17 protein-coding genes and 1 tRNA gene are annotated in these 16,216 nt (G+C 64.1%); 12 read left to right on the top strand and 6 right to left on the bottom strand.

Annotation, left to right across the window (positions count from 1 at the left end; genetic code table 11):
* Positions 1-98: 98 nt before the first annotated feature.
* Complete coding sequence (locus C6W88_RS03130) at positions 99-1,067, top strand: LysR family transcriptional regulator (protein ID WP_108131424.1); 969 nt, start codon at positions 99-101, stop codon at positions 1,065-1,067.
* Positions 1,068-1,120: 53 nt separating this feature from the next.
* Here the strand turns inward: C6W88_RS03130 and C6W88_RS03135 are convergent, their stop codons facing one another.
* Positions 1,121-2,038: a TIGR03571 family LLM class oxidoreductase gene (locus tag C6W88_RS03135; protein WP_108131425.1), complete on the bottom strand. Its 918-nt coding sequence runs from the start codon at positions 2,036-2,038 to the stop codon at positions 1,121-1,123.
* A 462-nt stretch (positions 2,039-2,500) separates the two neighbouring features.
* Here C6W88_RS03135 and C6W88_RS03145 point away from each other — a divergent pair, with 462 nt between their 5' ends.
* A complete protein-coding gene (locus C6W88_RS03145) occupies positions 2,501-2,878 on the top strand; it encodes a YkvA family protein (RefSeq protein ID WP_045994728.1) in 378 nt (125 codons plus the stop codon).
* Here C6W88_RS03145 and C6W88_RS03150 read toward each other — a convergent pair whose 3' ends face one another.
* The 3 genes from C6W88_RS03150 to C6W88_RS03160 form a co-directional block, all read right to left on the bottom strand.
* A complete protein-coding gene (locus C6W88_RS03150) occupies positions 2,879-3,889 on the bottom strand; it encodes a zinc-dependent alcohol dehydrogenase family protein (protein WP_231498466.1) in 1,011 nt (336 codons plus the stop codon). It abuts the gene before it with no gap.
* A 152-nt stretch (positions 3,890-4,041) separates the two neighbouring features.
* Positions 4,042-4,953, bottom strand: coding sequence for a LysR family transcriptional regulator (locus tag C6W88_RS03155; protein WP_108131427.1), 912 nt, complete (start codon positions 4,951-4,953; stop codon positions 4,042-4,044).
* Between the two features lie 320 nt (positions 4,954-5,273).
* Complete coding sequence (locus C6W88_RS03160; protein WP_108131428.1) at positions 5,274-6,128, bottom strand: DUF4437 domain-containing protein; 855 nt, start codon at positions 6,126-6,128, stop codon at positions 5,274-5,276.
* 200 nt (positions 6,129-6,328) lie between these two features.
* On the opposite strand from C6W88_RS03160, the gene C6W88_RS03165 reads away from it, so the two are divergent.
* The 3 genes from C6W88_RS03165 to C6W88_RS03175 all read left to right on the top strand — a co-directional run bounded on the left by C6W88_RS03165 (position 6,329) and on the right by C6W88_RS03175 (position 9,146).
* Positions 6,329-7,258: a LysR family transcriptional regulator gene (locus C6W88_RS03165; protein WP_108131429.1), complete on the top strand. Its 930-nt coding sequence runs from the start codon at positions 6,329-6,331 to the stop codon at positions 7,256-7,258.
* A 244-nt stretch (positions 7,259-7,502) separates the two neighbouring features.
* The gene (locus tag C6W88_RS03170; protein ID WP_108131430.1) at positions 7,503-8,312 is read left to right on the top strand and encodes an enoyl-CoA hydratase/isomerase family protein; all 810 of its coding nucleotides are present in this window, start codon (positions 7,503-7,505) and stop codon (positions 8,310-8,312) included.
* A 411-nt stretch (positions 8,313-8,723) separates the two neighbouring features.
* Positions 8,724-9,146 carry a DUF3617 domain-containing protein gene (locus C6W88_RS03175; RefSeq protein ID WP_108131431.1) on the top strand — a complete coding sequence of 141 codons (423 nt, stop codon included), beginning with the start codon at positions 8,724-8,726 and terminating at the stop codon, positions 9,144-9,146.
* A gap of 232 nt (positions 9,147-9,378) precedes the next feature.
* On the opposite strand, the gene C6W88_RS03180 is transcribed toward C6W88_RS03175, so the two are convergent.
* Positions 9,379-9,455 (bottom strand) — tRNA-Arg (locus C6W88_RS03180).
* Positions 9,456-9,636: 181 nt separating this feature from the next.
* Between C6W88_RS03180 and C6W88_RS03185 the strand changes: the two genes are divergently transcribed.
* Together C6W88_RS03185 and C6W88_RS03190 are read left to right on the top strand one after the other, a co-directional pair.
* A complete protein-coding gene (locus C6W88_RS03185; protein ID WP_108131432.1) occupies positions 9,637-10,575 on the top strand; it encodes a methyltransferase domain-containing protein in 939 nt (312 codons plus the stop codon).
* Positions 10,572-11,564 carry a methyltransferase gene (locus tag C6W88_RS03190; protein WP_108131433.1) on the top strand — a complete coding sequence of 331 codons (993 nt, stop codon included), beginning with the start codon at positions 10,572-10,574 and terminating at the stop codon, positions 11,562-11,564. Before C6W88_RS03185 ends, C6W88_RS03190 begins: the two co-directional genes overlap by 4 nt.
* Positions 11,565-11,576: 12 nt before the next feature.
* Here C6W88_RS03190 and greB read toward each other — a convergent pair whose 3' ends face one another.
* Complete coding sequence (greB, locus tag C6W88_RS03195; RefSeq protein ID WP_108131434.1) at positions 11,577-12,122, bottom strand: transcription elongation factor GreB; 546 nt, start codon at positions 12,120-12,122, stop codon at positions 11,577-11,579.
* A 322-nt stretch (positions 12,123-12,444) separates the two neighbouring features.
* On the opposite strand from greB, the gene C6W88_RS03200 reads away from it, so the two are divergent.
* The 5 genes from C6W88_RS03200 (at position 12,445) to cysD (ending at position 16,198) form a co-directional block, all read left to right on the top strand.
* The gene (locus C6W88_RS03200) at positions 12,445-13,143 is read left to right on the top strand and encodes a hypothetical protein (RefSeq protein ID WP_231498468.1); all 699 of its coding nucleotides are present in this window, start codon (positions 12,445-12,447) and stop codon (positions 13,141-13,143) included.
* 135 nt (positions 13,144-13,278) lie between these two features.
* A complete protein-coding gene (locus C6W88_RS03205) occupies positions 13,279-13,905 on the top strand; it encodes an NUDIX domain-containing protein (protein ID WP_108131435.1) in 627 nt (208 codons plus the stop codon).
* Between the two features lies 1 nt (position 13,906).
* Positions 13,907-14,356, top strand: coding sequence for a DUF1249 domain-containing protein (locus C6W88_RS03210; protein ID WP_045994525.1), 450 nt, complete (start codon positions 13,907-13,909; stop codon positions 14,354-14,356).
* Between the two features lie 35 nt (positions 14,357-14,391).
* Positions 14,392-15,129, top strand: coding sequence for a metallophosphoesterase (locus C6W88_RS03215; protein ID WP_108131436.1), 738 nt, complete (start codon positions 14,392-14,394; stop codon positions 15,127-15,129).
* 112 nt (positions 15,130-15,241) lie between these two features.
* Positions 15,242-16,198, top strand: coding sequence for a sulfate adenylyltransferase subunit CysD (cysD, locus tag C6W88_RS03220; protein ID WP_045994523.1), 957 nt, complete (start codon positions 15,242-15,244; stop codon positions 16,196-16,198).
* Positions 16,199-16,216 lie beyond the last annotated feature (18 nt).

A 16,216-nucleotide genomic window follows, 5' to 3' on the forward strand; every position in this document is an offset into this window, starting at 1 on the left:
TAATCCTCGATTGAGGCTTGTATTAGACCGGTTGGTCGCACATTATTGATGCCAAATATGCACGCATCTGTGCGCTTGTACCTTCTGTGGAGACCTTCATGGACCAACCGAGTCGTCTGCTGCTGCTGGTCGATGTGGCCGAGCTTGGCAGCTTTTCCGAGGCCGCCAAGCGCCGCGAATTGGATCGCTCGGTGGTGTCCAAGCATATCGCGCGCCTCGAGCAGGAGCTGGGGGTGCGCCTGCTCAATCGCTCCACGCGCTCGCTGTCACTGACCCAGGCGGGGCAGGCCATGGTGCAGCAGGGGCGTGAGCTGCGTGACTGGATGTACCACACCCAGGCGCTGGCGGAGAACCTGCAGCAGATGCCGAGCGGACGGCTCAAGGTGAGCGCCCCGGGCATCCTCGGCCGCTGCCTGGGCTTCGAGGCCATGAGACGCTTTCGCCAGCACTATCCCGATGTGCAGGTGGACCTGCAGTTGGAAGAACGACGGGTCGACGTGATCGGTGAAGGCTATGACCTGGTGCTGCGGGTCGGCGACCTGAAGGATTCCAATCTGGTGGCCTCGCCACTGGCGCCCAATCATCTGTTGATCGGCGCCAGTCCCGCCTTTATCGAGCGCCATGGTGAGCCACGAGACCTCGCCACCCTGGCCCGGCTGCCGGCGTTGACCTTCAGCTCACAGCAGTTCCAGCTCGACTATCTGCCTTACCTGGATGACCAGGGGCGGGAGCAGAAGCTGCCGCTCAATAGCCAGGTGCGCACCAGCGAGGCCGAGGTGATCAAGCGTGGGGTGATGGAAGGCATGGGCATCGGGGTACTGCCGGCCTTCGCCATGTACAACGAGGTCAGCGACGGACGCATCGTGCCGCTGATGACCGACCTGGCACTGCCGGAGTTCGGCGTCATCACGCTGCTCTATCCCCACCGCGAGATGCCGCTGCGTACCCGGCGCTTTATCGAGATTCTGCGCGAGATGGTCGGCTCGCCACCCCAGTGGGAGGCACGCATCCCCGGCTTTGCCGAAATGTACGGCAAGGGCGCTGGTGGGATGGGTCTGGCGTCCTGAGTGTGGCCAGGGTGATGAGCCGGCTGTTAGTCGCACGTCGCTGCAAGGTGAGCCTAGCCAGCATCGAAGGCCGGCAACACCTCCTCGGCCAGGCGATGCAGGGTCTCTTCCACCGGCGCCTGGTTGCGGCGCAGGTTCAGGCCGATGTGATTGACGCCGGCGGCCTGCATGGCCTCGAGCTCGGCGATCAATCCCTGGCTGCCGACCCTCAGCCCGAAGCGGTGGCGGCGAGGCGGTTCGTCCGCGCGCTCGGCCAGGTCCAGGTGCAGGAAGCTGACGTAGGGCTTGTCGCCGGCCACCTCGCGCCACAGACCGACCCGGCGGCGGTGGTCCTCCGGCGTGCCGGGGTAGGCCAGCCAGGCATCCATGTGCTGACCGACCCAGTCCGGGCGCTGCTGGGCCAGACCGGCCACCAGCAGGGGCGGTGGCGTCGCCATCGGCAGCAGCGCCTGGCCCGCGTCCAGTCGCGCATCCTGATCACCCCTCAGCACCGCGACGGCGTCGCGAAAAGCCTCGCCACGCTGCTCGAAAGGTATGCCGAACAGCGGATACTCCACCGGACGGTCACCGCTGGCGACACCCAGCAGCAGCCGGTCACCGCTGAGCTGTTGCACGCTGGCGGCGGCCTTTCTGACCAGCCAGGGCATACGCAGCGGCAGCACCGCAGCGGCGGTGCCCAACAGTGCATGCTGCGTGGACGCCGCCAGATAGCCCAGGTAGGTGAACATCTCGAACACCTGACCGGCGTCGCCAAAGTGCGGGTCGTAGAGCGGTACATCGCGCAGCCACAGCGCGCGAAAGCCGAGGCGATCGGCCAGCTGGACACGTTGAAGGTGTTCGCTCAGATCGGGGACGCCGAAGGCACGACCATCGCGCAGGCGGGCGGCTTCACCGGCGGGGCTCCAGTCATTGTCCAGCGCCAGCTCCAGACCCAGGGTCAAGGGGCCACTGGTCAGTCGTTGCAAGCTCATCTTGGCTCCTGCCTCGAGGGGAGGCGTATCAGTTCGATAGAACGCTAGGCGCTGTCCGAAAAGTCGACGAGCGAAGGTTAGACAAGGCAAAAATCGGTGAGAAAGCGCAGTTTACGGGGTGTAAATGAGCATTTTGATCCGATTTTTAACGCCGTATTACCGAGCGCAGGCACTTTTCAGACAAGCCCTAATCGTTGCAATGGAGTGTGGCGCCGTCAGAGGCGGGGAAAAAGAGGCTCGCGGCGGAATCACTTTTTCGTTTGCGGCAACAATCGACACGAAGCATCCGATGATGCTGGCGCAGGCACGGGGCAGGGCAACACCATTGAACCGACACCGGGAGTCCTGCTTCACTAGGACAATGGTATCGGCGATATAAGGTATCGCCGATAATGGTATCGCCGACTGGGGCCGGCTCAGGGAAGGGCAGCGGGCGATGCCACGGCGCAACGGGAGGAAACAATGAAAGACGAGACAACCCAGCAGGTCATCCTGGCCGGAGAGCCGATCGAAGAGCACCAGGGCCACTATTCCGACGAGCGCTTCTGGGCCAAGGTCGGGCGCTACGCCAAGGCCGCCGGCGAGGTCACCCTGTCCCGGGCGCTGACGCTCTATTACGCCGCCCGGGACAAGGACACCCCCGTGTGGGCCAAGACCACCATCTACGGTGCGCTCGGCTACTTCATCTCACCGCTGGACGCCCTGCCGGATCTGACCCCGCTGGTCGGCTACACCGACGACATGGGCATGCTGGCGGTGGCGCTGATGACCGTGGCGGCCTACGTCAAGGATGAGCACAAGGACAGGGCCAGCGCTACCTTGAAGCGCTGGTTTTCCTGATCAGCCCTCGACCTCCACGACCACCTTGCCGACGGCCTTGCCCGAGGTGAGGTGGGCGTAGGCCTTGCCGACGTCGGCCAGGGCGAAGCGGTTGTCGTCCACCAGCGGCGTCAGTGCCCCCGAATCGATGATCTCGGCGAGCGTCGACAGGATGGTGCCGTGCACTTCCCGGCCGACGTTGTGGATCATCGGAATCAGCATGAAGATCACGTGCAGCGAGGCGCCCTTGAAGTGCGCCGGCGTCATGTCCAGTTCGGCCAGCGACATGGTCGTCGCCACCTGGCCGTTGAGCTTGACCGCATTGAAGGAGTTGATCAGGTTGGGGCCGCCGACGCTGTCGAAGATGACGTCGAAGCCGGCACCGTCGGTGTGCTGGTTGACGTAGTCGTCGACGCTCTGGGTCTTGAAGTCGATGGCGGTGGCACCGAAGCCTTCGATCAGTTCGCGCTGATGCTCTCCCGAACCGGTGGCGTAGACCTCACAGCCCAGATGGCGGGCAAGCTGCACCGCCACATGGCCGACGCCACCGGCGCCGCCATGCACCAGTACTTTATCGCCGGTTCCTGCGCCTGCGCGGGTCAGGCCCTCGTAGGCGGTGATGGCGACCAGCGGCAGGGCCGCGGCTTCACGCATCGACAGGGAACGCGGTTTGTGCGCGATCAGTCGGGCGTCGGCGAGCATGTACTCGGCCAGACTGCCCTGCAGGTCGGTGAGCCCGCCGGCGCAGCCATAGACCTCATCGCCCGGGGCGAAGCCGGTGACGCCTTCGCCGACTTCCTCGATGGTGCCGGCAAAGTCCATGCCGAGCACGGCGGGCAGATCCGGTGCGATCGGCAGCTCCTCCTGGCCCAGCTGACGGATCATGGTGTCGATGGTGTTGACGCTGGTGGCGGCGATACGCACCACCACCTGACCGGCGCTGACCCGGGGGCGAGACAGGGTGGCGGATTCGAACGGCGCGTCCTCGCCGTAGCGGTTGAGGACCATGGCGGACATCGATGAGGTGGACATTGTCGGTCTCCTGTAGAGGGTGTGGATCAATGCCTACAGGATTGCCGATGCCGCCTTGGAAAAAAACGCCATGACCCGGGAATCAGTTTCTGGAAATCGCTGACAGTGCGCGCCGGCTACTGCGTAGTACGGCGTAGTAGGGCGTAGTGCTGTCAGTGCCTGTCCCAGATCGGTGGTGTGCCGATCTTCTCCAGCAGGAAGTCGATGAACACCCGGACCTTGGCGGTCAGCACGTTGGCTTTCGGGTAAACCAGCCAGATGGCGGAATGATCGTCGACCTCGTGGTCGGGCAGAACTCTGACCAGTGTCCCCTGCTCCAGGTCCTTGTGGATGCTCCAGAGCGCATGCATGGTGATGCCGGTGCCCGCCACCGCGGCCACCCTCATGCTGGCGCCATCGTCGCAATAGACGCGGGGCTTGGCCCCGGCCGGGGGAAAGGTGTGAGGGGTGCGCATCCCGTTCTTTGATAATGCCCGCGGCGTGCCACCCTGAAAGACCACCAGCCGATGGCTTTGCAGGTCCTGCGGCGTCCTGGGAACGCCGTGGCGCTTCAGGTAGTCGGGGGAGGCACACAGTACGCGCTTGTCGTCGGCCAGCTTGCGCGCCTTGAGGTTGCTGTCCTCGATTGGATAGTTGCGCAGGGCCAGGTCAAATCCACCCTCGATCAGGTTGGTCTGGGTATCCGACAGTCGCAACTCCAGGCTGACGCTGGGATAGCGTTCGAGAAATTCCGGCAGAATCGGTGCGACATAGAGCTGGGCGAACGTGCTGGAGGCGGCGAATCGCAGGCGCCCGGTCGCTTCTTCGCTGTCCTTGCCGAGGGCGGCGAGCCCGGCGTCCTCCTGGGCCAGCATCTCCTTGGCGAAGGGAAGAAAGGCCGCCCCTTCCTGGGACAACGATACCTTGCGGGTAGAGCGGTGCAGCAGGTCGGCACCGACCTGATGTTCCAGCTTGGATAGTCGAGCGCTGGCAACCGCCGGTGCGATGCCGAGTTGGCGTCCCGCCGCGCTGATATTCAGCGTCTCGGCCGCCAGTACAAACAGGCGTAGTCCATCTGTGTCCATTCACTAGGCTCCCGGTGACGTTGATGGCCTCGGCACCAGCTTAAGGCAAGCGCCACGCCGCAGATAGCGCGGTTCGCTGCAGGGCCGAGGCAAGGGCTTGAAAGGACCGCGTCGCGGTGGTGCTCCGGCGATGCCTTAACCACACCTCGGCGATGCCTTACCCTGCCTCGGCGATGCCTTGACCATGCGCAGCGCCCCCCGGCCGGGCCGGGCGGCAGCACCGAGCCGCCCCGGAGGGCAGAGGCGCGGTATCGAGCCTGCACGAATTTTTCCAGGAGGCCGGGAGGCCGGGGGCACGGCGAACGCGAGGCGTCAGCAGGTCAGCGCGACGCGAAGTCGAAGCTGCCATCCGTGCGCACGTAGAACAGGCATTCGGCGTCCGAGGTGCAGGTCAAGAGCGGAGCCGAGTCGTCATTCGCGCTGAAATAGCTGCCAGAGGGAAGCGGTGACGAGCCCTGAATATCGGCCCCGCTCAGTTCGGCGTCGCCCTGGATGACAACCGCGCGCAAGGTATCACCGTCCCCGCTGATGGTCCCCGAGGCTCCTGCCGGGATCTTCAGCAGGGAGCCGTTGGCTTCTCCGGGCGCGGTGCTTCCCCAGAGAAAGGCCACTTCGGCGCCATTTTCCTGCGACTGGCCGGGTACCTCGAGCCAGTTGATGGCATCGGCATCTAGCCAGACCATATTGCCGGCTTCCAGGTTGACGGGTTTCTCGCCATTGTCGAAGGCCTGGTCCGAGGGCTGGACCAGGTAGGGGCCCTTCAGAATTTCCAGAAAGATGGTGGCGCCTTCTTCGGCGATGGTGGAGGTAATGTGGTCTTCGCCAGCCGGCTGGGTCCAGAACGACCCCGGACCCATCCACATGGTAGCGGCATCCGGGTCATCATTGTGCACCGCACCCTCGATGACGACCGCACGGTAGGTGATGTTGTGAATATGTGGGGGCGAGGCAAAGCCTTCCTTGAACTCGATGATGGCGCCACTGGGCACATCTTTGGTGATGTCGCCCCACAGCACGCTGGCCTGGGGGCTGGCGTCGCCTCTGGCAGGGTTCAGCGGCTGTGGCGTCACCTCCGAGCGCAGCACCACCTCGGTGGCGGCGGTGGCTGGGCCGGCGATCGAGAGCGTTGCTATCGCAACGCTGGTGGCAAGCAAGGGGAAAGCAGACAAGCGCATGGGATCACTCCTGAGAAGACGATGGTTGGACCGCGGGGGCCGGAGCTTCGGAATGCAAGGGTCGGCAACCGAAGCCTCGTTCAAGGCACCGCAGGGAGGAGCATGGGTACCGGCCCAGCAGTGAGGCGATGAACGGTATCGGCTGGGGTTGGGGGGATAAACCGCCTATATTCGAAAAATAAATCCGGAGAATCCGAATAATGCTCGTTCACAACATGCGCCTCTTTCTGACCATCGTGGAAAAGGGCAGCCTGGTGGCGGCGGCCAGAGAGACGGGGCTTTCCAGTACCACCGTGTCCGAGCGCCTGGCGTCGCTGGAGCAGTACTTCGGCGTGGTGCTGATCAATCGCACGACCCGCTCCATCAGCCTCACCGAAGAAGGTCGTACCCTGGTCGAGGGCGCCAAGCAGGTGCTGGCAGAGCTTGAGGAGCTGGAATCTCGCATTCGTCATGGCGCCCAGACCCTGTCCGGGCCGATTCGCATCAGCGTGCCCATCGACCTGGGCCGCGGGGTGGTGTCCCAGGTGATGGCGAACTTTGCCCGCGAAAACCCGGACGTATCGCTCGAACTGTCGCTGTCGGACGGTTTCACCGATATCGTCGGTCAGGGCTTCGATCGGGCGCTTCGGTTCGGGCAAGTGCTGGACAGCAGCCTGCGCATTCGCCAGCTGGGATCATTTCGCCGGATCGTCTGTGCCGCCCCTACCTACCTGGAGCGCCATGGCGTTCCTGGCACTCCCACGGAACTCGCACAGCACAACTGCCTGGTGATGCGTTTTGGTGCGGCGCTGGACAACGTCTGGAGCTTTGGGCCTGAGGGCGCACCGCAGCAGGTGACGGTAAAGGGCAATCGGATCGCCAACGACGGCTCACTGGTGCGCCAGTGGGCGGTGGAAGGTCATGGCATCTGCCTCAAGTCCGAGCTAGACGTCCAGGAAGACCTTGAACAGGGACGGCTGGTGCCACTGCTCGAGGACGTGGCAGCGCCCCCCAAGCCCTTGCAGCTGATGTTTCCTCCCGCTCGCGACCAACCCCGGCGGGTGAAGGCGTTCGCCGAAGCGCTCTGCCAGGAGCTATCTGTGAGAGAGCAGGCCGTCACGGCCTACAGGGCTGGCAGAGAGAACCGGTAGAGAGAACCGGTAAAGAGAGCTGGTAGAGAGCTAGCAGAGGGAACTCTGGTACAGAGAGCTGGCACTGCCGGGCGTCTTGTCGGGGGAGAGAATGTGAGGGAAGTGCCTGAAAGGGCAAAAATTGGTCCCCATTATACGGATTTTGCGAATTCTGAAACCGGAAAGCGGCCATTCTGAAGCCATCTCGACTGGGCTAAGTTGGTCCGAGTGTCATCGAGCTGAATGGTAGCCACGGGAGGCCGGCGTGCAAGGCGCAGAATGGCTCGACCATCCGCAGTGCCAGGCCGGCGACGGATTCACGAATCTGTCCGAGGGGATTGTCATGCAGTACAGAAATTTCACCACCTTTAACGTATCGGTACGCCGAGGTGCCGCCTGGGTGACCTTCCTGGATGCCCCGCTGGACCCGAGTGGTGCCATCTTTCTCGACGAGATGAGCAAGCTGCTGGATCATCTCGAGCGCGATGCCAGAATCGATGCCATCGTCTTTCAGTCTCGGTTCCCTGAAGTGTTCTCGCGCCTGGCGGGATACAAGACATTGAAGGGTGCCTCATCCCCCCAGGTCGGCGATGACGACAGCAGAAAACGTGAGTTCAAGCGTCTTCTTGCGCGAATCGAAGACCTCCCGCAGACCACCATCGCCAAGGTGGAAGGCATGGCCCGGTATGGAGGCCACGAGCTCGTCATGGCGTGTGACGTACGCATTGCCGCAAGAGGCCTTGCGAGATTCGTGCCGATGGAGGTGGGCTTGACGGGGCTGCTGGCCCGTGGCGAGTCTTACGGGCACGAGAATCGTGTGGGTCCGGTCGGTGGACTGAGTTCCTTGCTGGGTAGCCGAGACTACGGAGCCGATCAGGCGGAATATCTTGGCACCATTCACCGTGCCCTGGACCCGGAAGATGTCGCCGCCTATGTCGATGATCTGGTGAGACGCCTGACGGGCCAGACCGGCGTGACAGATGAACGCAGAGACATCGACCCTGCGTCGACACCCCTGCACGATAGCCCAAGGGAAGATGCGCAGACGGATTACACAGGCTTCGCCCTGGCCTAGGGCTTGTCTGAAAAGTGCCTGCGCTCGGTAATACGGCGTTAAAAATCGGATCAAAATGCTCATTTACACCCCGTAAACTGCGCTTTCTCACCGATTTTTGCCTTGTCTAACCTTCGCTCATCGACTTTTCGGACAGCGCCTAGTCGAGAGAAATGACGCGCGACCTGACGCACAGTGCAGCGCGCGACATGACAGACGGTATGACAAGCCCGGTGTGAACCTCCCGGGCCGGCAGGACCATGGCTTCCCGCGTGCGAGCGTGCCGACATCGACAGCACGATCCTTGATGTAACGTTCTGTTGTTTAATTGCTTTCTTTTGGATGTTTTTCCGTTTTGCCGGTCATTGGTGAGATAGGCTGGGGGCACCGATACCTCGGCGACTTTTCACCAAAAAAAGACGGGAAGGATCCATGTCACGACACCTCTTGCTTGCCTCTCTGCTGATCGCGGTATCCACCAGCGCCATGGCCAGCGACCTCAAGCCTGGACAATGGGAAATTATCCAAAGCATGTCGGGCGACCAGATGCCTGAGCAGATGACTCAGGAGACGACCGAGACGCAGTGCATGACCGCGGAAGAATCCAGTGACATGATCGCCACGTTGCGCGAGGACTGGACATCGTCTGGTTGCGAAGACATCAAGATCAGACGCGATGGCGATACCATCGATGCCCAGGCAACCTGTCCCGCCGGCGCTCGCACGACCACCTTCGATGCCAGTATCACGATGCACAGTGACGAGCACTTCAATAGCATGATCGAGATGGACAACGGCCAGCAGGTCACCATCGAGCAGGAAGGTCACTGGGTCGGCGAGAACTGCGAAAGCTAAGCCTCAGGCGAAACCAGGCCCTGCCCCGCATCGTGTAGACGAAAGCCCGCCACTCTGGTGGGCTTTTTTGGCATCAGGGGGCGATCCAGAGATGCTGTTTTCTACCAACATCAAGCCGCTGGCCATCTTGTGATGCGCGTGATGGCCGAGTGTGGGGCGGCCAAGCCACCCAGCAGCCAACAAGTCCCAAGGGGAGCAGAAACGAGAAGTAATGAAGAAAGCAGAGCAGACATGGCGCCCTCTGCAGGATTCGAACCTGCGACCTGCCGCTTAGGAGGCGGCTGCTCTATCCTGCTGAGCTAAGAGGGCGTTGGGGCGGCATTATAAGCGGCTGACTCGCCAAGATAAACCCGCAGTTGGCAGGGAAGGTGGCTGGGACGGTGGCAGGGAAGGTGGCTGGGCAGGTGATCCGGGCGGGTGTCAGCGCTGGCCTGGCTCGGTAGAATGCGCGCCACGGCTCTTTGTTATCCACACCTGTCTGGCGTTTTCGATGTCTCAACACCCCACGAGTGACGCTGCCGTCACTCCCGCTGCTGCTTCTGATGCTGCCGCTTCTGTTGCTGGTCATGCGTCTGGCGGTGCGCCGCTGTCTGTCCATGGCGATCGCCACTTCGATGGACTGGCGGACAAGTTCTCGGCGTCGCTCTACGGGCACCTGCGCGGCGAGCTGCGCCTGTCATTGCTGGACCGTCTGCTGCCGGAGATGCTCGATCTCGATGGCCAGCCGGTGCTGGACGTGGGCGCGGGGCTCGGTCAGCAGGCCCAGTGGTTCCTCGAGCGTGGGCATGCGGTGACGCTGGCCGAGCCCGCCGGCGAAATGCTCGACCGGGCCCGGGAGGCGATCGACGCCCAGGGTGTCGAGGCGTCCCGGGTCCGCTATCTGACGTCGCCGCTGCAGGACCTGGCGGGCGAGGCCCCTGGGCCCTGGCCGCTGGTGGTGTGCCACGCGGTGCTCGAATGGCTGGGCGACCCCAGGGCGGCCATCGATCGTCTGGCCGCGCTGATGGCGCCGGGGGCTCAACTGTCGCTGATGGTGTTCAACCGCGACGCCCTGCGGCTGTCCAACGTTGTAAAGGGCAACCTGGACAAGGCGCTGGAGGATCGGCTCGAGGGCAAGGGACAGCGCCAGCGGCTGACGCCGATCTCGCCGCTGACCCATGACCAGGTGATGGCCTGGACCGAAGCCGCCGGGCTTCGTTGCGAGGGCGTGGCGGGGATCCGGGTGTTCCACGATTACCTGCGCCAGCCGCCCCAGAACGACAATGAACTCGACAAGCTGGTGGCGCTGGAGCACGCCTACTGCCGCCTGGACCCCCACTGGCGGCTGGGCCGCTATCTGCTCTATACCTTCCGCCGTCCGGCCGACCCCGAGGGGAGTCCATCGCCGCGCGACGGCGGCGCTGACACCCGTGAGGAGACCCCGACATGAGTGCCGAAACCCCGGTGTGCCAACTGCTGGAGCGTCAGGACGCCGACTATCGCGGCTGGTGGTGGGTGGCGCCGCCTCGGGATAGCTGGCTCGAGCAGGGCGAAGGGACCCTGATCAGCGCCGATGTGTCGGTGCGCGCCGCCTGGCAGGCCCAGGGGCGCCCGGCGCTGTCGCCGTTCTCGCCCGAGGCGTCGCCGCCGCCGGGGGTGGTGCTGTTCTGGCCCAAGTCCCACGCCCTGGGGGAGTGGTGGCTGCTGTGGCTGTGTCAGGTATTGCCCGAGGGCACGCCGATGCAGCTGGTGGGCGAGCACCAGGGTGGCATCAAGCGGGTACTCAAGGTGCTGGCGGCCCTGGGCATGGGCTGTCGCAAGCTCGACAGCGCCCGGCGCTGCTCGCTGTTCGCGACCCGCTCGGCGCCCCAGCCCCTCGACCCGGAAGCGGTATGGACGCGTTTCGAGGCCGCCGGCCTGACGCTGGCAAGTCATCCCGGCGTCTTCGGACACGGAAAGTTCGACGAGGGCACGGGGCTGCTGATCGAGCAGCTAGAGACTGCCTTGCCCCGGGGCCAGGTGCTCGACATGGGCTGCGGTGACGGCATTTTGGCGGCCTGGATGGCACAGCAGGGGCGTGATGTCACCGCGGTGGATGTCAGCGCCTTTGCGGTGGAAGCGACCCGGCGCTCGCTGGCGGCCAATGGGCTAAACGGCGAGGCACTGGAAAGCGACGTCTACTCGGCGCTGGCGGGTCGTCGCTTCGACGCCATTATCTCGAATCCGCCGTTTCATCAGGAACGCTCCATCGACTACGGCCCGGCGGCCCGTCTGATCCAGGAGGCGCCCCAGCACCTGACGCCGGGCGGGCAATTGATCCTGGTGGCCAACGCCTTCCTGCCCTACGCAGACCCCCTGGAGAAGGCCTTCGGCGGCTTCGAGATCCTGGCCGACAATGGCCGTTTTCGGGTCTACCGTGCCCGCCTCGCCAGGGGCTAGGTGCCAGCCGGGCTAGGTGTTCTGACCCGGCGTGCGGTAGTGGATCTCGGTGATCAGCCAGGTGGTCTCCCCGCCGGGGGCGGCCACCGTCACTTCGTCGTCCAGCGACTTGCCCAGCAGCGCCTTGGCCAGCGGCGCGTCGACGCTGATCCAGCGCTTGCTGGTGTCGGTCTCGTCGTGGCCGACGATGCGCAGTGACATCTCTTCACCGTCTTCGTCCTCCAGGGTGACGAAGGCGCCGAAGAACACCCGATCGGTGTCCGCCGGCAGGCGGTCCACCACCTGCAACTCATCCAGGCGTTTGGTCAGGTAGCGAATGCGACCGATGACCCGGTTGAGTTCCTTCTTGTTGTAGGTGTAATCGGCGTTCTCGCTGCGGTCGCCAAGGGCCGCCGCCTCGCCGACCTTGGCCGATAGCTGCGGTCGCTTGACCCGGCTCAGGTGGTCGAGAATGCCCCTCAGGCGCTCGGCACCTTCCAGGGTGATCAGGTTGCTCTTGGGTTCCTGACGGGGATCCTTCGCCGGGTCACGCCAGCGAGTCATGTTGCGGCCTTTCATGGCGATCCTCGGTGAGTCGTTGAATCAGACAAGGTCCACGAGGGTGCCGCGACTTGGGTCAGGTCGCAAGCGCTTTGGGTGGTGGGGGAAAGGTCAGGGAAGCGATGCAGTGAGCGGTCGACGAAGAATGCGACTGGCGAATAAATCAAACGTTCGTTACATTTCGGGGAGGGCGCCAGAACGCGTGTGGCTTTACGTATCGGGTCACAACGCTGCCGGTCAGTGCTCGGCCTGATCGCTTGGCCTGACTGCGCACTACGGCCGCCCACCATGACCACCCAGCATCAGGGTGCATCACAATAACAGTATCCGGAGCCGCCAAATGTCACGAACCCTGTTTTCCGCCTCGCCTGATGTTCCATCTACCGCGTTGCGTCGACGCCCGCGTCGGCTCTTAGCCTCGACGGCGCTGACGCTTGTCACCCTGTCCGCCTGCCTCGCCAGCGGCGTGGCGCTGGCCTGGCAGGGTGAGCTCGACCAGCTCAAGAACCGCTGGGAAAGTGTCACCACCTCTAGCACCTTGTCGGCCCAGGAAGCCCCGTTAACGGCGCTGGCCGCCGAGGCCCACGAGCTGAGCTCGGCCAATCCCAACGTCAGCGAGCTGCTGGTCTGGGAGGGCATCATCGAGGCGTCCCTGGCCAAGGCCAAGGGCGGGCTCGGCGCGCTGGACAACGCCAAGGCCGCGCGGCGGGCGCTGGAGCGGGCCATCGCACTGGACGCCAATGGCCTCGATGGCTCGGCCTACGTAACCCTGGGGGCGCTGTATGACCGTGCTCCGGGCTGGCCGGTGGCCTTCGGTGATGACGACAAGGCCGAGGAAATGTTCAAGCGCGCGCTGACGATTCGCCCCGGCGGTATCGACGTCAACTACTACTACGCCGCCTACCTGGCCGATGAAGGGCGCGATGCCGAGGCCCGCCAGCACGCCGAGAAGGCCATCGCCGGTGCGGTTCGCGCCGGACGCGAAGCCTCTGATGAGGCGCTCAAGGCCGAGGCGCGCGCCCTGCTCAACGAGCTATGATCAGGCGCTAAACGAGCTCTGACCCGCGCCAATTTCCCTGTCGTTTCCCGCCTTGACAGGAGGCCCCACCTGGACTCGCCTTGTGGGGCCCCTGACCGATCCGGATAATGGGCCGATCTGTCTGCGGAGGTCCCCATGCCGGAAACGAGCAACATCGATGCCCCCTTTACCGCCCAGGACGTCGAACTGGTGTCACGCGATTGCCTGCACCAGGGCTTCTTTCGTCTGGACAAGCTGACCTTCCGTCATCGCAAGTTCGAAGGTGGCTGGAGCGAGGCGGTGGTGCGCGAGGTGCATAGCCGGCACGACGCCGTGGGCGTCATGCTCTATGACCCCGAGCGCGACAGCGTGGTGCTGGTGGAGCAGATCCGTGCCGGCGCAATGGAAGACGCCCACACCCCGTGGAAGCTCGAGTGCGTGGCCGGACTGGTCGACAAGGACGAGTCTGCCGAGGAAGTGGCCCGTCGCGAGGCCCTCGAGGAGGCCGGTTGCGAGGTCGGGGACCTCATCTTGCTGCATAGCTACTATCCTAGTCCGGGTGCCTGCGACGAACGTGTGACGCTTTTCTGCGGCCTCGTCGATACCAGCGGACTGGGTGGGGTGCATGGCCTGGACGAAGAGCACGAGGATATCCGCGTCCATGTGTTGCCATTTCATCGTGCCTGGGAACTTCTCAATCAAGGGAGACTCGATAACGCCATGTGCCTGATCGGCTTTTACTGGCTGGCCGCCGAACGGGCGTCGTTGAGAGCAAGGAGGTAGCGTGACCCAACGCAGCGCCTACGTCACCGATCTGCGCACGTTGCAGAGCGAGTGCACGGCCAACTACATCCGCCTGACGCGACTGCTGGGCGAGCTGGAAGAGGGCGAAAGCCGCGAGGTCGAACTGCTCAACGGTGAGCGTCGACTCGGTGCCCTGCGCCTGCATGTCGAAGAGCTGGCGCCCTATACCAGCATCATTCGCGTCAGCCAGGAGGGTATCCTCGACGGCGTCATCGACAGCCCGCGCATGCGCGTGCACCTGTATCACGATGTGCGCATGGCCGAGGTCACCGACTTTCAGCGCCGGCGCCACTTCGATGGCCGCTACCGCTATCCCAACGCGCATATGCACCAGCCCGACGAGAAGCTGCAGATCAATCGCTTCCTCGGCGAATGGCTCGATCACGGGCTGGCCCACGGCCACTCGCTGGATCTGCCGCAGTTGCCCTGAGCCGGTTAGCCGTTGCCGCCCGTCGAGAGATCTCCATGCGCCTGATCCAGATTAGCGATTGCCACCTGTACGCCGACCCGATGGCGCGCTCGCGCCGAGGCCTGCCCGCCCATCAGCTGGAGGCGGTGGTCAAGGCGGTGGACGCCGACCGCCCGGACCTGGTGCTGGTCACTGGTGACATCAGCCAGGACGAGTCCGAGGCCGCCTACCGGCTCGCCACCGAGCGATTGAGCGAGCTCGACTGTCCCTGGTTTTGGATTCCCGGCAACCACGACGACGTGGCATTGATGGGCGCCGAGCGGGACATCCTGCCCGAGGTCGAGGCCGGCCACTGGCGGCTTCTGCAGCTCGACACCCAGCTTGTCGGCGAGACCACCGGGCAGCTCGGAGAAGAGGCCCTGGCCGCGCTCGGCGCGCGTCTGGCCGAGGACGACCGGCCGACCCTGATCGCCATGCACCATCCGCCGCTGGCGGTGGGCAGCGCCTGGATCGACGCTCTGGGCCTGGTAGATGCCGACGGCTTCTGGGAGGTGCTGGACGGCTATCCCCAGGTGAAGATGGTGCTGTGCGGTCATGTGCATCAGGCCTTCCATGGCGTGATGTCCCTGGCCCATGGACGGGTCGACGTCTACGCCTGTCCCTCCACCTCTGACCAGTTCCTGCCCGGCAGCGAGGACTTCGCCGTGGACGAGGCGTCGCGCCCCGGCTACCGGGTGGTGGAGTTGAAACGAGAGGGAGAGTGGCAGACCTGGGTGGAGCGCGTCGATATCTAGGAGTCTTACGCTTGGTTCTAAAAAGATAGTTATTAATTCTTTTACGTTATTACTCGCCCCGCAGTATCCTCGCTGACATCTCCACTTTTCCCGTCATGCGAGGTGTCCGGCCATGACCAGCCTTTCCGCACCAGCCCGTGAGCGCGCCGCCCAGGCGTCGCTCACGCCGAAGCGACTGACCCACCTCAAGCAGCTCGAGGCGGAGTCCATCCATATCATCCGTGAAGTGGCCGCCGAGTTCTCGAACCCGGTGATGCTCTACTCCATCGGCAAGGACTCCTCGGTGATGCTTCACCTGGCGCGCAAGGCCTTCCATCCTGGCCCGCCGCCGTTCCCGCTGATGCACGTGGATACCACTTGGAAGTTCCGCGAGATGATCGCCTTCCGCGACCGCATGGCCAAGGAAGCGGGCATGGAGCTGATCGTCCACACCAACGAGGAAGGTCGTGCCGCCGGCATCAACCCCTTCGACCACGGCTCCAGCGGCTATACCGACGTGATGAAGACCCAGGCCCTCAAGCAGGCGCTGGACCAGTACGGCTTCGACGCCGCCTTCGGTGGCGCCCGCCGCGACGAAGAGGCCAGCCGTGCCAAGGAGCGGGTGTTCTCCTTCCGCGACCGCCACCACCGCTGGGACCCCAAGAACCAGCGTCCGGAACTGTGGAATCTGTACAACGCCCGCATCAACAAGGGCGAGTCGATCCGTGCCTTCCCGCTGTCCAACTGGACCGAGCTGGATATCTGGCAGTACATCTACCTCGAGAACATCGACATCGTGCCGCTTTACTTCTCCGCCCCGCGCCCGGTGGTGGAACGCGACGGCATGCAGATCATGGTCGATGACGAGCGCCTGCCCCTGGCCGAGGGCGAAGAGCCCGAGCAGAAGTGGGTGCGCTTCCGCACCCTGGGCTGCTATCCGCTGACCGGTGCGGTGGAGTCTAAGGCTCAGACCCTGCCGGAGATCATCCAGGAGATGCTGCTGACCCGTACCAGCGAGCGCTCCGGCCGTGCCATCGATCATGACCAGGCCGGTTCCATGGAGAAGAAGAAGCGCGAAGGCTACTTCTGACGCCGGCACCGACCGCAC

It is taken from the genome of Halomonas litopenaei, assembly GCF_003045775.1.
GTDB lineage: Bacteria > Pseudomonadota > Gammaproteobacteria > Pseudomonadales > Halomonadaceae > Halomonas > Halomonas litopenaei.